General features: G+C 63.7%; 12 protein-coding genes. 1 reads left to right on the top strand and 11 read right to left on the bottom strand.

The annotated features are described in order from the left end of the window. Window positions 1-9: 9 nt before the first annotated feature. The 4 genes from proB to AB1402_03480 form a co-directional block, all read right to left on the bottom strand. The gene (proB, locus tag AB1402_03495; GenBank protein MEW6540669.1) at window positions 10-1,134 is read right to left on the bottom strand and encodes a glutamate 5-kinase; all 1,125 of its coding nucleotides are present in this window, start codon (window positions 1,132-1,134) and stop codon (window positions 10-12) included. A 244-nt stretch (window positions 1,135-1,378) separates the two neighbouring features. Continuing rightward, window positions 1,379-2,656, bottom strand: coding sequence for a GTPase ObgE (obgE, locus tag AB1402_03490; protein MEW6540668.1), 1,278 nt, complete (start codon window positions 2,654-2,656; stop codon window positions 1,379-1,381). Between the two features lie 5 nt (window positions 2,657-2,661). After that, window positions 2,662-3,234, bottom strand: coding sequence for a Spo0B domain-containing protein (locus tag AB1402_03485; GenBank protein ID MEW6540667.1), 573 nt, complete (start codon window positions 3,232-3,234; stop codon window positions 2,662-2,664). An 88-nt stretch (window positions 3,235-3,322) separates the two neighbouring features. Then, window positions 3,323-4,531, bottom strand: a complete 1,209-nt coding sequence (locus tag AB1402_03480) for a D-alanyl-D-alanine carboxypeptidase family protein (GenBank protein MEW6540666.1) — start codon at window positions 4,529-4,531, stop codon at window positions 3,323-3,325. A 191-nt stretch (window positions 4,532-4,722) separates the two neighbouring features. Here AB1402_03480 and AB1402_03475 point away from each other — a divergent pair, with 191 nt between their 5' ends. After that, on the top strand, window positions 4,723-7,248 hold the full coding sequence (locus tag AB1402_03475; GenBank protein ID MEW6540665.1) for a heavy metal translocating P-type ATPase: 2,526 nt from the start codon (window positions 4,723-4,725) through the stop codon (window positions 7,246-7,248). A gap of 272 nt (window positions 7,249-7,520) precedes the next feature. Here AB1402_03475 and AB1402_03470 read toward each other — a convergent pair whose 3' ends face one another. The 7 genes from AB1402_03470 to aprB form a co-directional block, all read right to left on the bottom strand. After that, entirely contained in the window at window positions 7,521-8,681 is a 1,161-nt protein-coding gene (locus AB1402_03470) for a trypsin-like peptidase domain-containing protein (protein MEW6540664.1), read from the bottom strand. 404 nt (window positions 8,682-9,085) lie between these two features. Next, a complete protein-coding gene (locus tag AB1402_03465) occupies window positions 9,086-9,973 on the bottom strand; it encodes a CoB--CoM heterodisulfide reductase iron-sulfur subunit B family protein (protein ID MEW6540663.1) in 888 nt (295 codons plus the stop codon). Further along, window positions 9,974-10,561: a 4Fe-4S dicluster domain-containing protein gene (locus AB1402_03460; GenBank protein ID MEW6540662.1), complete on the bottom strand. Its 588-nt coding sequence runs from the start codon at window positions 10,559-10,561 to the stop codon at window positions 9,974-9,976. A 303-nt stretch (window positions 10,562-10,864) separates the two neighbouring features. Beyond that, a complete protein-coding gene (locus tag AB1402_03455; GenBank protein MEW6540661.1) occupies window positions 10,865-13,069 on the bottom strand; it encodes a hydrogenase iron-sulfur subunit in 2,205 nt (734 codons plus the stop codon). A gap of 1 nt (window position 13,070) precedes the next feature. Then, window positions 13,071-14,330 (bottom strand): CoB--CoM heterodisulfide reductase iron-sulfur subunit A family protein, encoded by a 1,260-nt coding sequence (locus AB1402_03450; GenBank protein MEW6540660.1) that lies wholly within the window; start codon window positions 14,328-14,330, stop codon window positions 13,071-13,073. Between the two features lie 219 nt (window positions 14,331-14,549). Continuing rightward, window positions 14,550-16,439 carry an adenylyl-sulfate reductase subunit alpha gene (gene aprA / locus AB1402_03445; GenBank protein ID MEW6540659.1) on the bottom strand — a complete coding sequence of 630 codons (1,890 nt, stop codon included), beginning with the start codon at window positions 16,437-16,439 and terminating at the stop codon, window positions 14,550-14,552. Between the two features lie 48 nt (window positions 16,440-16,487). Beyond that, window positions 16,488-16,928: an adenylyl-sulfate reductase subunit beta gene (aprB, locus tag AB1402_03440; protein MEW6540658.1), complete on the bottom strand. Its 441-nt coding sequence runs from the start codon at window positions 16,926-16,928 to the stop codon at window positions 16,488-16,490. Between the last annotated feature and the right edge of the window lie 284 nt (window positions 16,929-17,212).

The raw sequence follows: 17,212 nt of genomic DNA, 5'->3' as shown, positions 1-17,212 counted from the left end.
CACCTCCTCTTAGAGTTCGAGAACCATGTTGTTCCGGTGCACAACCTCGTCAAAGTGCCGGTAGCCGAGAATCTCGGGCACGGCGGCGGTCTTGCAGCCCTTGATGCGCTCGATCTCCGCGGCCGAGTAGTTGGCCAAGCCCCGGGCGATCTCCGTCCCGGCCGGATCGACAATGCTGACCATCTGGCCCATTCCAAACCGGCCTTCCACCGCCACCACCCCCGAGGGCAAGAGACTTTTGCCTTTTTCACGCAGAGCCTGCGCCGCGCCGGCGTCCACCGTGATCTTCCCGGCCACCGAAGCGCCATAGGCGATCCACTGTTTGCGCATCTCCATGCGGCGCGGCACCGCCTGGAAGACGGTGCCGATTTCCTCCCCTTCCAGGACGCGGCGAATCACGTTCTCCATCGAACACCGGGCGATGGCCGTGACCACTCCCGAGTGGGTGGCAATCCGGGCCGCCTGCAGTTTGGTGATCATCCCGCCGGTGCCGTGCCGGCTGCCGGCGGTTCCCGCCAGCTTCTCGATGTCCGGGGTGACCTCGTCCACCCAGTGAATCAGGCGGGCTTGGGCATCGGCCCTCGGGTCGGCGGTGTACAGGCCGTCGGTGTCGGTGAGCAGCAGCAAAAGGTCGGCGTCCATCAGCCCGGCCACCAAGGCGGCCAGTTGGTCGTTGTCGCCGAGCTTGATCTCGTCCACGGCCACCGTGTCGTTTTCATTGATGATCGGCACCACCCCGAATTGCAGCAGGCTGGCGAGGGTGTTCCGGGCGTTCAGAAAGCGCCGGCGGATCGAAAAGTCCTCCCTGGTGAGCAGAACTTGGCCGGCGGTGATGCCATACTCGGCCAGGAACTTCTCGTACATGTGCAGCAATACTCCCTGTCCCACTGCGGCGCAGGCCTGTTTTTCGGGAATAGTGCGGGGTCCCCGCCGGAGCCCGAGTTTGCCGGCCCCGGCCCCAATGGCGCCCGAGGTGACCAGGATCAGTTCCCGGCCTTGGTTGTGCTGGTCGGCCAGTTGCCGCACCAGCAGCTCAATGGCGGCGAGGTTCAGCTTGCCGGTCTCGTGCGTCAGCGAACTGGTGCCGACCTTGACCACCAGCCGCTTGAATCCTTTGAATTCCGCCCTCTCCACGCGCACGCTCACTTCTCTTTTTGTAGATTCCGGAGTCCCCGGAATTCCGTTGGAATTAAGTATTGTGTCCCCCGAATTCCAACGGAATTCCGGTTGGAATTAAGTATTGTGTCCCCCGAATTCCATCCCCCGAATTCCGTCCGAATTCCAATCCCCGAAATTCCGAATTCTCTTGTCTTCTTGTCTTTTATTCTGGATTCTGAATTCTGGATTCTGGATTCTAAAAGAATAACATATCCCGACTTCAACCGGTAGGGTTCTCGCTATACTCGAATTCGAAGCGGCCGATGCGGACATTGTCGCCCGTTCTGATTCCTTCCGCCCGGAGGGCGTCCTCCACTCCGATCCGGACGAGCAATTGCTGAAGGTGATGTACGGCCTCGGGGTTGTCCAGGTCAGTCATCGCCACCCGGCGCTCAATCCCTTCCCCTTCCACCACGTAGGTGTCCCCGTCCCTGGCCACCAGAAAGAGATTCACGTCCGCCTCCCGCTCTTCCGGGACGACAAAGGCGGGCGCTGTCTCCACCGGGATGGTGTCCAGCAGGTGGTATGCCCGGTAGACCAGCCGCTCTAAACCCTCACCGGTGAGCGCCGAGATCCCGAACACCTCGTGCCGCCCGCCGGCGGCTTCCACCAGGCGCCGGACGTTCTCACGCGCCTCCGGCAGGTCGATTTTGTTGGCCGCCACCAGTTGGGGGCGGGCGGCCAGGCGGGGATCGTAGGCGGCCAGTTCCCGGTTGATGGTCTCGAAGTCGGCCACCGGGTCCCGGCCCTCGCGGCCGGAAACGTCGACCACGTGGATCAGGACCCGGGTGCGTTCCACGTGCCGCAAAAACCGGTGACCCAGCCCGGCACCCTGGTGGGCGCCCTCGATCAGCCCGGGGATGTCGGCCAGCACAAAGCTCTCGCCCTCGCCCACGCGCACCACGCCCAGATGGGGTTCGAGGGTGGTGAAGGGGTAGTCCGCAATTTTGGGCCGCGCCGCGGACACCTTGGAGATAAGGGTCGACTTGCCGGCGTTCGGGAATCCGACCAGCCCGACGTCAGCCAGGAGTTTCAGTTCCAGTTCCAGCCAGAACTCCTCGCCGGGCTCGCCCTTCTCGGCAAAACTCGGCGCCTTGCGGTTGGCGGTGGCAAAGCGGGTGTTTCCCCGGCCGCCCCGGCCGCCGCGCGCCACCCGGTACTCCTGCCCGTCGGCCGTGAGGTCGGCCAGCAGGGTTTTATCCCCGGCCCGGCGGACCTCCGTGCCCACCGGCACCCGCAGGACCAAGTCCTCGCCCTTGCGCCCGTGCATGTTCTTACCCTGACCGTGGACTCCCCGGTCGGCCTTGTAGTGGGTGCGGTACCGGAAATCGACCAGCGTACGCAGGCCCCCGTCGGCCCGCAGAACGATGTGGCCGCCCCGGCCGCCGTCTCCTCCCGAAGGGCCGCCGTAGGGAACGTACTTTTCACGCCGGAAAGCGACGCAGCCGTTACCGCCGTCCCCGGCCTTAACGTTTATTTTGGCGTAGTCTTTGAACAACCGGCCTATACCTCCCGCCGGGGGAATTGAATCCTGATCCGGGGGCCGGCCGGGGTCTCGATGACGTCGGCCCGCGCTCCCAGCGGTGCGAGCAATCCGTTGGTCGGTGCCAGGTTTTCTTCCAGTTCCGCGGCGGATATGTTTCCGGTCGGGGGCAGGTCGACCTCGCAGACAAAACCGTCAAAGCCGTCCGCCGGTTTTGACAGGGTCAGGGCCACCGGTTCGGCGGAACCTTCCAGGAAACCCATCAAAGCCCCGAGTTCCCTGAAAGCCTGCCGCAAGAGCGCCTCGCCTCCGGGCGCCGCCGGCCATTGTCCGGACGCTCGGGCCTGAACTTCCACCAGCACGGGAACCCCGTACCTGGTCACCTGTTGCTGGAAGGCCAGCAGGGCGGTCGCCAGTTCCGGGGGGTGAATAACCGCGATTTTGGTGATTTCCCGGAGCTGGTCCGACACCTGTCCGATGTATTCCCGGATGCGCTCGGTTCTATTCAGTTGCGCCAGCGCGGAAATGACCTGCAGGTGATTTAGAAAATCATGACTATAGTTGCGGATAAACCGCAACAACTCCTCCGACACAGTTCATCATCCCCTCTAAGGCCCTTCTCCTGCACATCCGGTGCAGTCGGGCAAGTATGACCGGGCCGGCTCAAAGGGTTTAAGGCGGCTAGCGGCGGCGGCGACGACGGTAGTAGCGGGCGCGGCTGCGCCGAATGCTGAACCGCAGGCCCAAAATCAGCAAAAAGAGGCCTCCGAGCACCAGCCCCGCGCGGTACCACCAGGTCGTACTCGGCAGGCGGGGGACGGCGGCGGCGACCAGGACCGGCGCCTGTCCGATTTCTTCATCCCCGCAGTGCACGATCAGGGTGCCCACCTGTTCGCCGGCGCCAAGCGGCGCGATCAACTCCCGTTCCAGGCGGAGTTGCCACCGCACCGGTGCGGGATCGTCCACCGGCACCACGTGGGTCACGCCGGAACCGGCACGCAGGACAGCCTTGCCGTTCCCGAACACCACCGGCACCGAGCCGATTTCGTCCCCCTCGCGCACGGGGACCAGAGAGCGGAAGCGGTTATGCCCGTAGTCCAAAAGGGCGGCCGAATCGGTCCAAATGTTGGTGCCTTCGCTTTTCAGCACCACGGCGAGCACCGTCCGCCCATTGCGCTCGGCGGCCGAAACCAGACATTGCCCGGCCGGGACGGTGTACCCGGTTTTGAGCCCGATCGCCCCTTCGTAACGCCAAAGGAGCTTATTGTGGTTCACCAAAAGGCTCAAGGCGTCCGGGTCGGCCCGGGTGAGCCGGTACGTCTTTGTAGCGGTCATCTCCCGGATCAGGGGTTGGGCGAGAGCGGCACGGGCGATCAGGGCCAGGTCCCGGGCGGTCGTGTATTGCCGCTCGTCGTGCAGACCGTGCGGATTCACAAAATGGCTGTTGTGCGCCCCCAACCGCCAGGCTTGGGCATTCATGGCCGCTACGAACTCCTCGACCGACCCGTGCACGTGTTCGGCCACCGCCGTGGCCGCGTCGTTGGCCGAGACCAGAATGACGGACCAGAGCAACTCCCGCAGGCTGAACTCCTCATCCGGGGTGGGCCAAATCGCCGAGCCGCCGACGTGGATCGCGGCCTCACTCATCACAACCCGCTCGTCCAGCCGGTCACGACCGTTTTGCACCGCGACGAGGGCGGTCAGGATTTTGGCGGTGCTCGCCGGGGACATCGCCCGGTCCGCGTTCTTTTCATACAGGAAACGGCCGGTGTCCAGGTCCATCAGTACCGCCGCTTCGCCCACGATTTGGGGTTCCCCGGCCTGCGCGCCGCCGGTCGGCAGCAGGAAAAACAGTAAAACCAGAAATAAGAGACGAAAGAACTTGCTCATTCTTCTCCCAGGTAGTTTGTTTTTTTCATTATAATGGAGTTGTCCCGCCTTGTGAACCACTCACGGATCCCGGATGAGTGCGCGCCGCCGGCCGGGGAAACCCTAACACCAACTCCCGGCGGACTTCCCGTTCTGGATTCTGGATTCTGAATTCTGGCTTCTGGCTTCTGGATTGACAGGAGGTGTAAGGGTTGAACGAGAAACCGCGCCGCTTTGCCGGGCCTGGGGGGTGGGGGAATGGGGCGGCCGACACCCGGAGGCTTGACCTCCAGGTGGAGGGTGTCTCCTGCGCCGCTTGCGTAAGGCGGGTGGAACAGGCGCTGGCCGGAGTCACGGGAGTCCTGGAGGCCACCGTCAACCTCGCCACGGGGAAGGCGGCCGTCACCTACGAGCCCGCCCGGGTCAAGGTCCCCGAGCTGTTGGCGGCCCTGTCCGCCGCCGGGTACCAGGCCGCGCCCGCCGGAGGCGTGCGGGTGACCCTGCCCGTCCGGGGCTTGACTTGCGCCTCGTGCGTCCGGCGGCTGGAGGAAGCGCTGGCCCGCACCGGCGGCGTACACCACGCCGCCGTCAACCTGGCCGCGGAGAGAGCGACGGTGGACTACGATCCCGGAGTCGTTTCGGTACGTGCGCTGGAGCAGGCCGTTCGCGACGCCGGCTACCAGGTGGAGGCCCTCGAGGCGCAGGCCGGCGAGGACCGGGAGCGTGCCGCCCGGGAACGGCACATGCGCCGGCTGACTTGGGACTTTGCCGTGGGGGCGTTTTTCTCCACCGTGGTGTTGTTGGGCAGCCTGCCGCACATGTACCCTCCCTGGGCGGGGTTTGCGCCGCACTTCCTCACCGCGCCGCTGGTGCTGCTCTTCCTGACGGCGCCCGTGCAGTTCGGTTCCGGCCGGCGCTTCTACGCCGGCGCCTACGCGGCGCTGCGCCGCGGCGCGGCGGACATGAACGTGCTGGTGGCCCTGGGCACGACCACGGCTTGGACGTACAGCGCGGCCATGACCCTTTTCCCGGATTTCCTGACCGGGCTGGGCTTTCCGTACCAGCTCTACTACGACGTCGCCGCCGTGATCACCACCCTGATCGTGCTCGGCCGCCTGCTGGAGGCACGGGCCCGGGGCAAAACCTCGGAGGCGATCCGGAAGCTGATGGGCCTGCAAGCCAAGACGGCCCGGGTGATCCGGCCGGACGGGCGGGAGGTGGACATCGCCATCGCCGAGGTGGAGGTGGGCGACCTGATCTTGGTGCGCCCCGGTGAGCGGGTGCCGGTGGACGGCGTGGTGGTGTCCGGGCGGTCCGCCCTGGACGAATCGATGCTGACCGGGGAAAGCCTTCCCGTTGAAAAGGGCGCCGGAGACGAGGTGGTCGGGGCGACCATCAACAAGACCGGCTCCTTCACTTTTGAAGCGATCCGGGTGGGCCGCGACACGGTGTTGGCCCAAATCATCCGGCTGGTGGAGGAAGCCCAGGGGTCGAAGGCGCCCATCCAGCGCCTGGTGGACGTGGTCGCCGCCTATTTCGTCCCGGCGGTGGTGGGGACGGCCGTTTTGAGTTTCGCGCTCTGGTATCTGTTCGGCCCCCCGCCGGCCTTCATTTTCGCGCTGACCACTTCCATCGCCGTGTTGATCATCGCCTGCCCGTGCGCCCTGGGTCTGGCCACTCCGACCGCCATCCAGGTCGGCACCGGGGTGGGCGCGGAGAACGGGATTTTGTTCAAGGACACCGAAAGCCTGGAGACCGCCCACCGCGTGCAGGCGGTGGTGTTTGACAAGACGGGCACCCTGACCGAGGGCTGGCCCGCGCTGACCGACGTAATTCTGGGGAAGGGCTTCGGGGAAGCGGAAGAGGAACTCTTGCGGTGGGTGGCCTCGGTCGAGTCACGATCGGAGCACCCGCTGGGAGAGGCGGTCGTGGCAGGCGCGAAGGAAAGGGGACTGGCTTTGGCCGAACCGGAGGCGTTCGAGGCCGTGCCGGGCCACGGCGTGCAGGCCCGGGTGGACGGCCGCGCGCTGCTGGTCGGAAACCGGCTGCTGATGAACGAGCGGGGGGTCGCCGTCGGGGACCTGGAAGAAGACGCCCGGCGCCTGTCGGACGAGGGGAAGACGTGCGTGTTCGTGGCCGTGGACGGCCGGGCGGCCGGGGTCCTGGCGGTGGCCGACACTTTGAAGGAGCACTCGGCCGCAGCGGTCCGGGAGTTGAGAAGGCTCGGCCTCGAAGTGATCATGATGACGGGGGACAACCGCCGGACGGCGGAGGCCGTCGCCGGGAAGGCGGGCATCCAGCGGGTGCTGGCGGAGGTGCTGCCGGAACACAAGGCGCGGGAGGTCAAGCGGCTTCAGGAAGAAGGCAAGGTCGTGGCTATGGTCGGCGACGGTTTAAACGATGCTCCGGCCCTGGCCCAGGCCAACGTGGGCATCGCCATCGGGACCGGCACCGACGTGGCCATGGAAGCATCCGACGTGACGTTGATCACCGGGGATTTGCGCGGCGTGGTCAAGGCTATTGGGCTATCGAAGGCCACCATCGGGATGATCAAGCAAAACCTCTTCTGGGCCTTCGCCTACAACATCGTGCTCATCCCCGTGGCGGCGGGGGTGCTGTATCCTTTTTACGGCATCCTCTTAAACCCCATGCTCGCGGCCGCGGCGATGGCCTTCAGTTCGCTCTCCGTTGTGTTGAACTCCCTGCGCCTGCGCCGGTTCAAGCCCGCCCCCCTCTAAAAAGGGGCCAGGCCCCTTTTTCCCTGCACAGGCCCCTTTTTCCCTATTTTCCTGTTTTGCTTTCCCTGACCTTCAACGCAAGAAAGTCTAAAAAGGTCAGGCCCCTTTTTGGGGGTCCGGAACAGACATAGCATCCGGGGTTGGTTGGTCCCGGCCCTATTGGCGCACCATGAAAAAGGGTCGCCACGAAAAAGGGGCCTGGCCCCTTTTTCGCCAAAGGTATAAAAGATGTCAGACGCCTTTTACGGCGTGCGGCGCTTTTCGGGGCGGGGTTAGCGGCGGGCTGGTTTCTCGCCCAGTTTCACTTCCAGCTCGTGTGCGCCGCCGTCCCGGAACACTTTCACCTTCAAGGTTTCGCCCGCCTTATGGGTCCGGATCGCCCGGATCACTTTTTCCGGGTTACTCACTTGGGCCCCGTTCAACTCCAGAATCACGTCCCCCGGCCGGAAGCCGGCTCTGGCCGCCGGGCTGTCGGCCACAATTCCGATCACCAGCGCCCCGGTGGTCGCTCGCAGCTCCAGGTAGCGAGCCAGTTCCGGGGAAACGGTGTCCAACTGCACCCCCAGCCAGGCGTGGCTGATACCGCCGGTCTCGATCAACTCGTCGAGTACGGGGCGGATGGTGCTGGTCGGGATGGCGAAGCCGATCCCCTGGGCCTGGGCGTTGACGGCCGTGTTGATCGCCACCACCTCGCCCCGGAGGTTCAACAGCGGGCCGCCGCTGTTCCCGGGATTGATGGAGGCGTCGGTCTGCAGAAGATTGTCGTAATACCGGTCCTCGATGGTCACCGGCCGGCCCTTGGCGCTGATCACCCCGACGGTGACCGTATGGTCCAGACCGTAGGGGTTGCCGATGGCGATCACCCACTCACCGACCCGTACGTTGTCCGAATCACCCAGTTTCAGGTGGGGCAGCTTGCGCGGGGCTTCCACCTTGATGACCGCCAGGTCGAGGTCGTAATCCGAGCCCACCACCTTCGCGGCGAGCGGTGTTTCAAATCCGGTCAGGGTTACCCAGATTTCCTCGGCACCGCGGATCACATGTTCATTAGTCAGGATGTAGCCGTCCTTAGAGAACAGAAAACCGGACCCCATGCCCCGGCGGCTGGGGCCGGACTGCGGGGGTGAGATGTCGGGACGGCTGAAAAAGTCACGGAAGAAAGGATCGTCAAAGAACGGACTCCATTCCCTGCCGGAGGCCGGCACCACCGTGTCGATCTTGGCTACCGCCGGCCCGGCACGCTCCACGATCTTGACGATCGTGCCGGAATCTACACCGGGTAACTCGGGAGCAGCCACCGCCGTACGATTGTTGACGTTGGTGAGCGGCTCCTGCGGCCGGAAATCCCTGACCGCCATATTGCCGGCGGCAAACATTATCCCGGCTACCAGAGCCACAAGGGCCGTGAACGCCAGCTTCCTTCTCCAACTCACGTGCTTAACCCCCCCGGACAAAATGTTCTTGCTCTTATTATCCTCATTTGAGCGTTCCAGGTCAACGCCGCCGACGTGCCGGGCGGCGGGTACGGCGGGGTCTTCAGGGCCGGACGACAGGAAAGCTCGGGCGTCAAAACACCGAGCAGCAATAGAAGCACCCGTGCCGACAGTTTGAACGAATATCCGCCCACACCCCGTCACCCCCGCAGCACACGCGGTTCTAAGAGCCGGCGAGTCAGCCGGCTTTCAGGAATCACAGCGCCACGGTCACCTGTTTTGTTGTTCCCTGCCGGGTTCACTATACCGCGCGGCTTATGAACCGGAGAGAAGAAAAAAAGGGGGACTGTCCCCCTTTTTTGGTTGGGGACTGTCCCCTTTTTTGGTTTGTCCCCCTGTTTGGGTTACTTTTTGACCCCGTACTTTTTCAGCTTGCCGTACGGCGAGACGATGTTGTAGCCAAAGGCCAGGTCTTTCGGTTTCAGGTCGAAGGCCACGCCCATCAGCTGGGTCAGGAACAGGACCGGCATTTTGTATTTCTTTTTGTTGAGCTTGCCGATCTTCTCCTGGAACACGTCAGTGTTCATGGCGCACATGGGGCAGGTGGTGACGATGACGTCCGCCCCGGCGGCCGCCGCCGAATCCAGCACCTTGCCGGTCAGGTCGTAGATCAGCTCCGGGTTGGCGAACTGCTGCGAACCGCCGCAGCACCGGGCGGCCAGCGGGAAGTCCACCGCCTCCGCGCCCACGGCCTCCACGATCCGGCCCATCACCTGCGGGTACTCCACGTCGTCGAAGTCCGGGCGCCGGAGAGCGCGCACCGTCTGACAGCCGGAGTAGCAGGCCACCTTCAAGCCGTTCAACGGCTTGATGGTCCGCTCTTTGATTCTCTCCACGCCGATCTCGTTGGCCAACACGTCCACCACGTGCTTGATCTTCAGCTTGCCGCTGTAGGAAAGGTTCGCGGCCCCCAAAGCCTCGTTGAGCTTTTTGCCGAATTCCGGATTGATCCGCATCAACTCGTTCGGCCACGCCAGGTTCAGGTAGCAGGAACTGCAGGCGACGATGATGTCGTGCCCCTTCTTCTCGGCCAGGGCCAGGTTGCGGCACGCCAGCGCCATCTGGGCGAAGTCGCCGATGGCGTTGGCCACCAGGGTCGCGCCACAGCAGTTCCAGTCCGGAATCTCGCCCGCCAGTTCCAGGCCCAGGGCGTGCGCCACCGCCTCGAACGAAATGTGGTTGGATTTACCGGTCGCCTCCGACGCGCAGCCCGGATAGTAAATGTACGCCATCTAGTGTCCCTCCTTCGCCAGTGCGGAGGCCTTCTTGTAGATCTTCTTCAAATCCTTTTTGCCCTTGACGGCCTTGCCGGGCAAGGGAGGCAGGCGCCTTTTCATCACCATCGGTATGGCCACGTCGGTCATCTTCATCGCGTCGCGCATGGCCTTGGGCCCGGCCTTCAGGTAGAACATCCCGGTCAGGAAGGCCTCCCACAGGCGGCCGCGGCTAATCATGTTGTCGAAGAAGGTCTTGGAAAACAGCGCTCCCGGCGTAACCTTGGCGCCCTTGGTGTCGGCCAGGTACTTCTTCATCCCGTGCATGAAGTCGATGATCGGAATGCCGCGCGGACACCTTACCGTGCACAGGTTGCATGAAGTACACAGCCACGGCGTGTTCGCCTTCAGGACTTTGTCCTTGTCGCCGGCCTGGATCGCCTTGAAGTACTTCCGCGGCTGCAGATCCATCAAGTGCCGGGCCGGGCAGGTCACCACGCACAAACCGCACTGCATGCACTGGCTGACGTACTCCCCGTTTTCCATCTTGGAAAGCTCTCTCGCAAAGGTGGGGTCGTACCTTGATGTCCCCTTGTCGGCGGTCATATTGCTCTACCCCCTCCAGACTGGTCCAGATTTTATACCGTAGAATCAAAACCAAACCTTTCAGGCCTGAAAGCGCAGCGCTTGACTGTTCCGCCGGGGAATACGAATCAGCGGGTCATCCCGGTACGGCACCTCACCCCATACCGCCGCCAAAAACCGCGGCCGAACCGGAGGAGGAACGCGGCGCACTCGCCCTGGTTGCCAAAGATCCAGGATCCTGATTCCAGCCACCCCCGCGCCCGTCTGGCGGGGTGGAGCGCCGGGCCACGCAGGCGGTGCCAGTGACCCGGCCCCCCGCCGGAACTAGAAGCCCTTCATCGGGTTCGGACCGAGCTCGTCGAGCCGCTTCATGAAGTCCTCGAGGAGCTGCGGGATCCGGAAGTAGTCCATAATGCTGATCTGGTGCATGCGGCAGCGTTCGGACTCAAGGCCCAGCCGGTCCAGGGTCTCCGCAACCTTGGACAGGCGGATCTCGGCGAGTTCACTGCCCTTGACGAAGTGGCACTGGTACTCGTCACCGTGTCTGCAGCCCAGCAGCATCACGCCGTCAAAGCCCCCCGACATGGCGTCGGAGATCCAGACCAGGTTCAGCGAACCGAGACACCGGAGCGGAATGACACGCACCCAGGGAGCGAACCGCAGGCGGCTGACGCCCGCCATGTCGAGCGCCGGGATGGCGTCGTTCTCGCAGGCGTAGATAAGAATTCTCGGTTTTTCCTCGTCTTCTTCCGGAACCTCGATCGACTTGCCCATGCCGCCGATCATGGGCACCGAGAAGTCCTTAAAGGAGACGATCCGCTCGGGGCAGGCGCCCATACAGGTGCCGCACCGCCGGCAGCGGGTCCGCTCGGGCAGCGGGTTGGCCTTCTCGTCCTCGTTGATCGCCCCGAACGGGCACTCCTCGGTGCACCGCTTGCACTGGGTGCAGCGCTGCATGAAGAACTCCGGATAGGAGGTGTCCCCGGCTCTCGGGTGGACCGCCTCGCCCCGGATCACGGCCTCCACGCACTGGATGGCCTTTAGGGCCGCGCCGGTGCCGTCCTCGATGGCGGTCGGGATCTGCATGGTCGCCCGGACGGTGCCGGCGGCGTAGATGCCGGTCCGGCGGGTCTCGTACGGGAAGCAGATGAAGTGCGAGTCCGGGAAACCGTACTTTAACGCCGGCATCTCCGGACCCTGGCGGTAGGCCAGGTTCAGGAGGCCCGACTTGATGATCTGGTCGGTCTTGACTGCTTCTTCTTCCTTGGCCGCCGCCGCTTCTTCTTCGGCTTGGGCGATGATCTCCTCACCGAAGCCGGCGTTGCTCTGCATGCCGTTGGCCAGGACCACCAGGTCGAGGCCGCCGATCTTGACCTCCTCGCCCAGGATCAGGTCCTTACCGGCCACCGCCAGCTTGCCGCCGTCCTCGCTCACAGCCACGCCCGGGATTTCGGTCTTGATGAACACCGCTCCCGTCTGCTGGACGGCCTTGTAGAAGTACTCGTATTTGCCCGTCGCCCGGATGTCCTTGTAGAAGATGTAGGCCTGGGCTTCCGGGTTGAACTCCTTAAGGTAGGCGGCCTGCTTCAGGGTTTCCACGCAGCAGGCGGCCGAACAGTACGGCAGGTGGTCCGCGTCGCGCGACCCGGCGCACTGGATGAAGGCCACGCGCTTCACGTTCTTCAAATCGCCGCTGACGGCCAGCGCCTCCACGTCGGACTGGGTGACCACGTTGGGCTTGCCGTAGCCCAGGTAGTCGAGCTTCTTCGGGTCGTACGGCCGGGATCCGGCCGCCAGCACCACGGCGCCGACCCGCTCCTCCACCACGGTGCCGCCCTGTTTAATCTTGGCGTCGAACACGCCGGGACCGCCGGCGATCTGCTCCATGACGGCATCCTTGTAGACCTTGACCTTCGGGTGGTCCGCCAACGCCTTGGCCAGCGCCGGAACGGGGTTTTCCTCGAGGTCGGTGTACGGCTCCTTCGTGGGCGGCATCTTGTAAGCCTGTCCGGCCCAGCCGCCAAGCTTCGCGCTCTTCTCCACCAGCACCACGTCGTAGTCGGCTTTGGCCGCCTCCAACGCGGCCGTCAGGCCGGCGAGACCGCTGCCCACCACCAGGATGGTCTTGGACGGGTTCTCAGCCATATAGGGCTCCGGCAGTTCGGCGGCCTTGATCCGGGTCAGGCCCATCCGTACGTAGTCCTCGGCCATCATGTTGGTGTCCTCGTGACCGGGCTCCTGCACCCAGGCGACCCGTTCCCGCAAGGGCACCCGCTCCACGATCACCGGACCGAAGTTGAACACGTCGTAGCAAACCCGGTCCGAACAGGCCGCGATGGTGAGGGCGTTGAATCCCGCCTCGACGTCTTGCTTGATCAGGGCGACACCCTCGGGGCCGCACAGGAAGGGGTGCTCCTTTACGTCCTGGATCTTGAACTCCTTGTTCGCCACCTTGGTCAGGGCCGCCAGATCCAGGGCCTCGCCGATACCGCAACCCGAGCAGAAGTATACGGCTTGTTTCTTGGTCATACTACTTGCCACCCCCCACCGTAGCCTGAATGGCTTTGAGCGCGGCCGCCGTGGCGTCGCGCACAGACGCCGAAACCTCCATCGGCTTCCGGGCGCACCCGGCACCGCCGACGCCGGTTCCGGCTATGTCGGAAACCACGAAACCGCCCGCGTCGGCCGCGGCCAGTTCCGAGGGGACCGGGGCTTCCAAAGTAGACGGCTTCATACCGGTGGCCAGAACCACCAAGTTCACTGTCTGGGTGACGGTCTTGCCCGCCTCCTGGTCCTCGGTCTCGAGGGTCAGGTCTCCGGTGGCCGGGTCCGCGGTGATCTCACCGACTTTGCCCTTGATGAAGACCACGTTTTCGTCCTTGGCCACCTTGGTGTAGAAGTCCTCGTACTTGCCCAGCGCCCGGATGTCGATGTAGAAGACGTAAATCTTGGCGTCCGGGTTCTTTTCCCGGATATAGGTGATTTGTTTCAACGTCGCCAGGCAGCAGATCTGGGAACAGTAGGCCTGGTGGTTCTCGTCCCGCGAGCCGGCACACTGCACAAAGGCGATGGTCTGAGGCTCTTTCCCGTCGGACGGGCGGACGATTCTGCCCTCGGTCGGGCCGTTCGGGACCGCCAACCGCTCCAGCATGACGTTGGTGATGACGTTCTTTGCGCGCCCGAAACCGTAGTAGCCGATCTTGGCGGCGTCGTACGGCTGCCAGCCGGTGGCGTACACCACCGCGCCCACCTTCAGGTTGACCGTTTCGGGGGCCATGGCCAGGTCGACCACGTTGTACTTGCACGCCTCCACGCACTTGGTGCAGCCGTCGGGGCAGGCCCGGCGGTCGATGACGTAGCGCAGGGGGAAGGCGAACGGGTGGGGCAGGTAGGCCGCCTTGGTGGTGTCCAGGCCGTAGTTGAAGTCGTTTACCCGCTCGGCCGGGCAGACCGCCGTGCACTCACCGCACGCAGTGCACTCCGCCTTGATGTAACGCGGGTTCAGCTTGACGGTGACGTCGAGGTCGCCCTTTCGGCCGGAGATTTTCTCGACCTCGGCACAGGTGAAGAATTTAATTCTGGGGTTCTTGCGCAGGCGCCGGAAGTTGATCTCCAGCCCGCAGTTCGGCGGGCACAGTTTGGGGAAGTACTGGTGCAGCTGAGCGACCCGGCCGCCCAGGTAGGGGTTCTTCTCCACGAGGTAAACCTCGCAGCCCACCTCCGCCGCTTCCAGGGCCGTGGTCAGCCCGCTTATCCCTCCCCCGACAACCAGGATGCTTTTGTTGGCCATATTGTTATCACCCTACGTAAATATTGGGACTAAAAACACATAGTGGGGAGGCTTGGGGCCTCCCGTCCACGGCTGCTGGTGTGTCCGCTGCCCATCTCCACGGTCGTTGCGCTTTGCATTCTGTCTTTAGGCAGACCGCAGACTCTTTCGTCTGTTGAAGAAAAAAAGGAAAGTGGCGGGCGAAATCCCCGGATTTCGCCCGCGTTTCCCCTCTGGAAGCTACAGCTTGATGATGTCTCTCTTGAAGACTTCCCACTCGCCCGTGTTCGGGTCCCACTTGCAGTTCACGAAGACTTCCCAGCTGTCGTCCATCTTCGGGAAGTCGGCGCGGAAGTAGTAGCCCGGCCAACGGGTCTCTTCGCGGAACAGGATGGTGCGGATGTGGGACTCGGCCACCCAGGTGCGGTGGACGTTCTCCCAGCAGCGCATCAGCTCGTTCAGGTCGCGGGCCGCGAGCTTCTCGGAGTCTTCCTTCAGCATCTGCAGGTACTCCATGCCCTTCTCCAGCAGCATCTTGCTGGTGGTGAAGTTGGAGCCCCAGCCGCCGGCGTACTCGTCCATCAGCTTCTGGATGCGGTGCTTGTACTGCTTCGGCAGGATGTAGTTCGGGTTGACTTCCGGCGCGGTGGTGAAGTCCTTGAACTCCACGTACCGGTCGAGCGGAGCCAGGGTCTTGGCCTTCAGGGCCTCGACCACCGCCGGGTCCAGGGCCGGCAGGTCGGGGTTCTTGTCGACCAGGTACTTGCAGGCGGCCTTGGCGGCGATACGGCCTTCCGCGTGCGAACCGGAGGAGAACTTGTGGCTGGACGCGCCGGAGGCGTCACCGGCGGCGAACAGGCCGTCGACCGTGGTCAGGTTGGCGTAGCCCCAGAAGTATTCCGGCGGCGCCACGTCGTCCGGACCGCTGATCCAGGCGCCGGAGGCACCGGAGTGCGAACCGATGAAGTACGGCTCGGCGGCGGCGATTTCGGACTCTTTCTGCTCGGGGTGGATGTTGCAGGCCGCCCACAGGAGGGCCTGGGAGATGGTCATGTCGAGGAAGTCTTCCCACGCTTCGTCGTGGAGGTGTTTCATCTTCTTCTTGAAGGCCTTCTCGTCGCCCTCGTACTTGGCGGCGAGGCGCTTGATGGCGTCGGCCGTCTGCATGTAGATCGGGCCCTTGCCGGCCGAGACATCGATCATGCCGAGGTAGTTACGCAGGTTGGCCGGGATCGGCTTCACCTTGCCGTACTTGCCCCAGTTGTCGAGAATGTGGGCGTTGGTCTGCATGTACACTTCGCCGAAGGCGTTGGTCGCGGTGGACTTGAAGAGCAGGAACCACGCGCCGACCGGACCGTAGGCGTCCTTGAAGCGGACCGGGATGAACCGGACTTCCTGGCAGGTCATCTCGGCGCCGGCCTTGATGGTGAAGTAAGCGCTGGAGCCGGTGGAGAACGGCGGGTACCAGGACCGGCCGAGACCCTCGCCGGAGGACCGCGGACGGAACACGCCCACGCAGCCGCCCATCGCACACAGGGCTACCTTCGCGCGGAACACGTAGAACTTCTCCTCGCGGGTGCTGAAACCGACACAGCCGACGAACCGGTTGTTTTCCACGATCGGGTCCACGATGAACACGCGCTCGTAGATGTTGTCAACGCCGAGGGCGTTCTTCGCGGCTTCGGCCACGATGATCTTGTAGGACTCACCGTTGATCATGGCCTGCCAGCGGCCGCCCCGCTGGTACGGGCCGATCCGGAAGGGGTCGTCATCGCCTTTCGGCCAGATCGGGAGACCCCACTTCTCGAACAGGTGCACGGTGGAGTCGACGTGGCGGGCGATGTTGTAGACGAGGTCGTCGCGGGCGACGCCCATCAGGTCGTTCCGGACGTATTCCACGTAGTCCATCACGGTGTTCTCATTGTCGCGCAGGCCGACATACAGGTTGATGGCCGACAGACCTTGGGCCACGGCACCGCTCCGGTCCATGGCCGCCTTGTCGACCACGGTGACTTTCAGGCCGTGCTTTTTAGCCCAGTGCGCCGCTTCAACGGCCGCGCCGCAGGCCGCCATGCCGCCACCAATGATAAGGAAATCAGTGGTGACTTCTACAGTTTCGAAATTCGGCATTCTATGTAACCTCCTCCAAATTACGAATTTATTCCGTTAATCCGGTGCTTACTTAGGGGTGGGTACAGCCACGCCCAGCGAAGCCGGCTCGGTGAACAGATGGACCACGTCGGCGATATCGTCCGTGCCCGCGCCGTATCCGCCATCGGGTGCCGCCATGCCTTCATCGGTGGTCCGGATGGGGAACTTGAAGCGCTTGATGTCGCCGTTCCGAAACTTAACGGTCCACATGATGTCCTGTGAACCTCTGAGCGGCACGCAAGCCGCGCCCATCGGGACAAAGTCGGCGTAACCCCGCATGTCCATCGCCTGCTGCGGGCAGATCTTGACACAGCAGAGGCACTCCCAGCACTCGTCCGGAGCCCGGTTGTGGGCCTTCATCTTTTCCTTGTCCAAGACCATCAGGTCGTTGGGGCAAATGTACATGCACGCGGTTTTGTCCTGCCCCTTGCAGCCGTCGCACTTCTCGGTCATTACAAATGTCGGCATTAATTCTAACCTCCCAAATTAGGATTGTGGCTGGAACCATTCGGACCGTAACGAACCCTTTGGCGGCTTTGTTCTCCGGAGCACCACTCCCTTCTCCGCCCAAGACACGGACTGCGTAGTAACGGTTTCCCCACGCCCGCCCAAGGAGGAACCCGGATGAGGCGTGAGTGAAACTATTCAGGGGTTCCATCCGCATTGAAAGGCCTGCGTACCGCACCGGCGGCACCGCAATGCCTAACCGCGCCGATTTACCACAGACTTCGAGAAACTTATTTCTACGTGAC

The sequence above is a fragment of the Bacillota bacterium genome, from assembly GCA_040757205.1.
Taxonomy (GTDB): domain Bacteria; phylum Bacillota; class Desulfotomaculia; order Desulfotomaculales; family Desulforudaceae; genus Desulforudis.
Note: the sequence above shows the minus strand (reverse complement) of the source record. Positions and strands in the feature narration are given on the sequence as shown.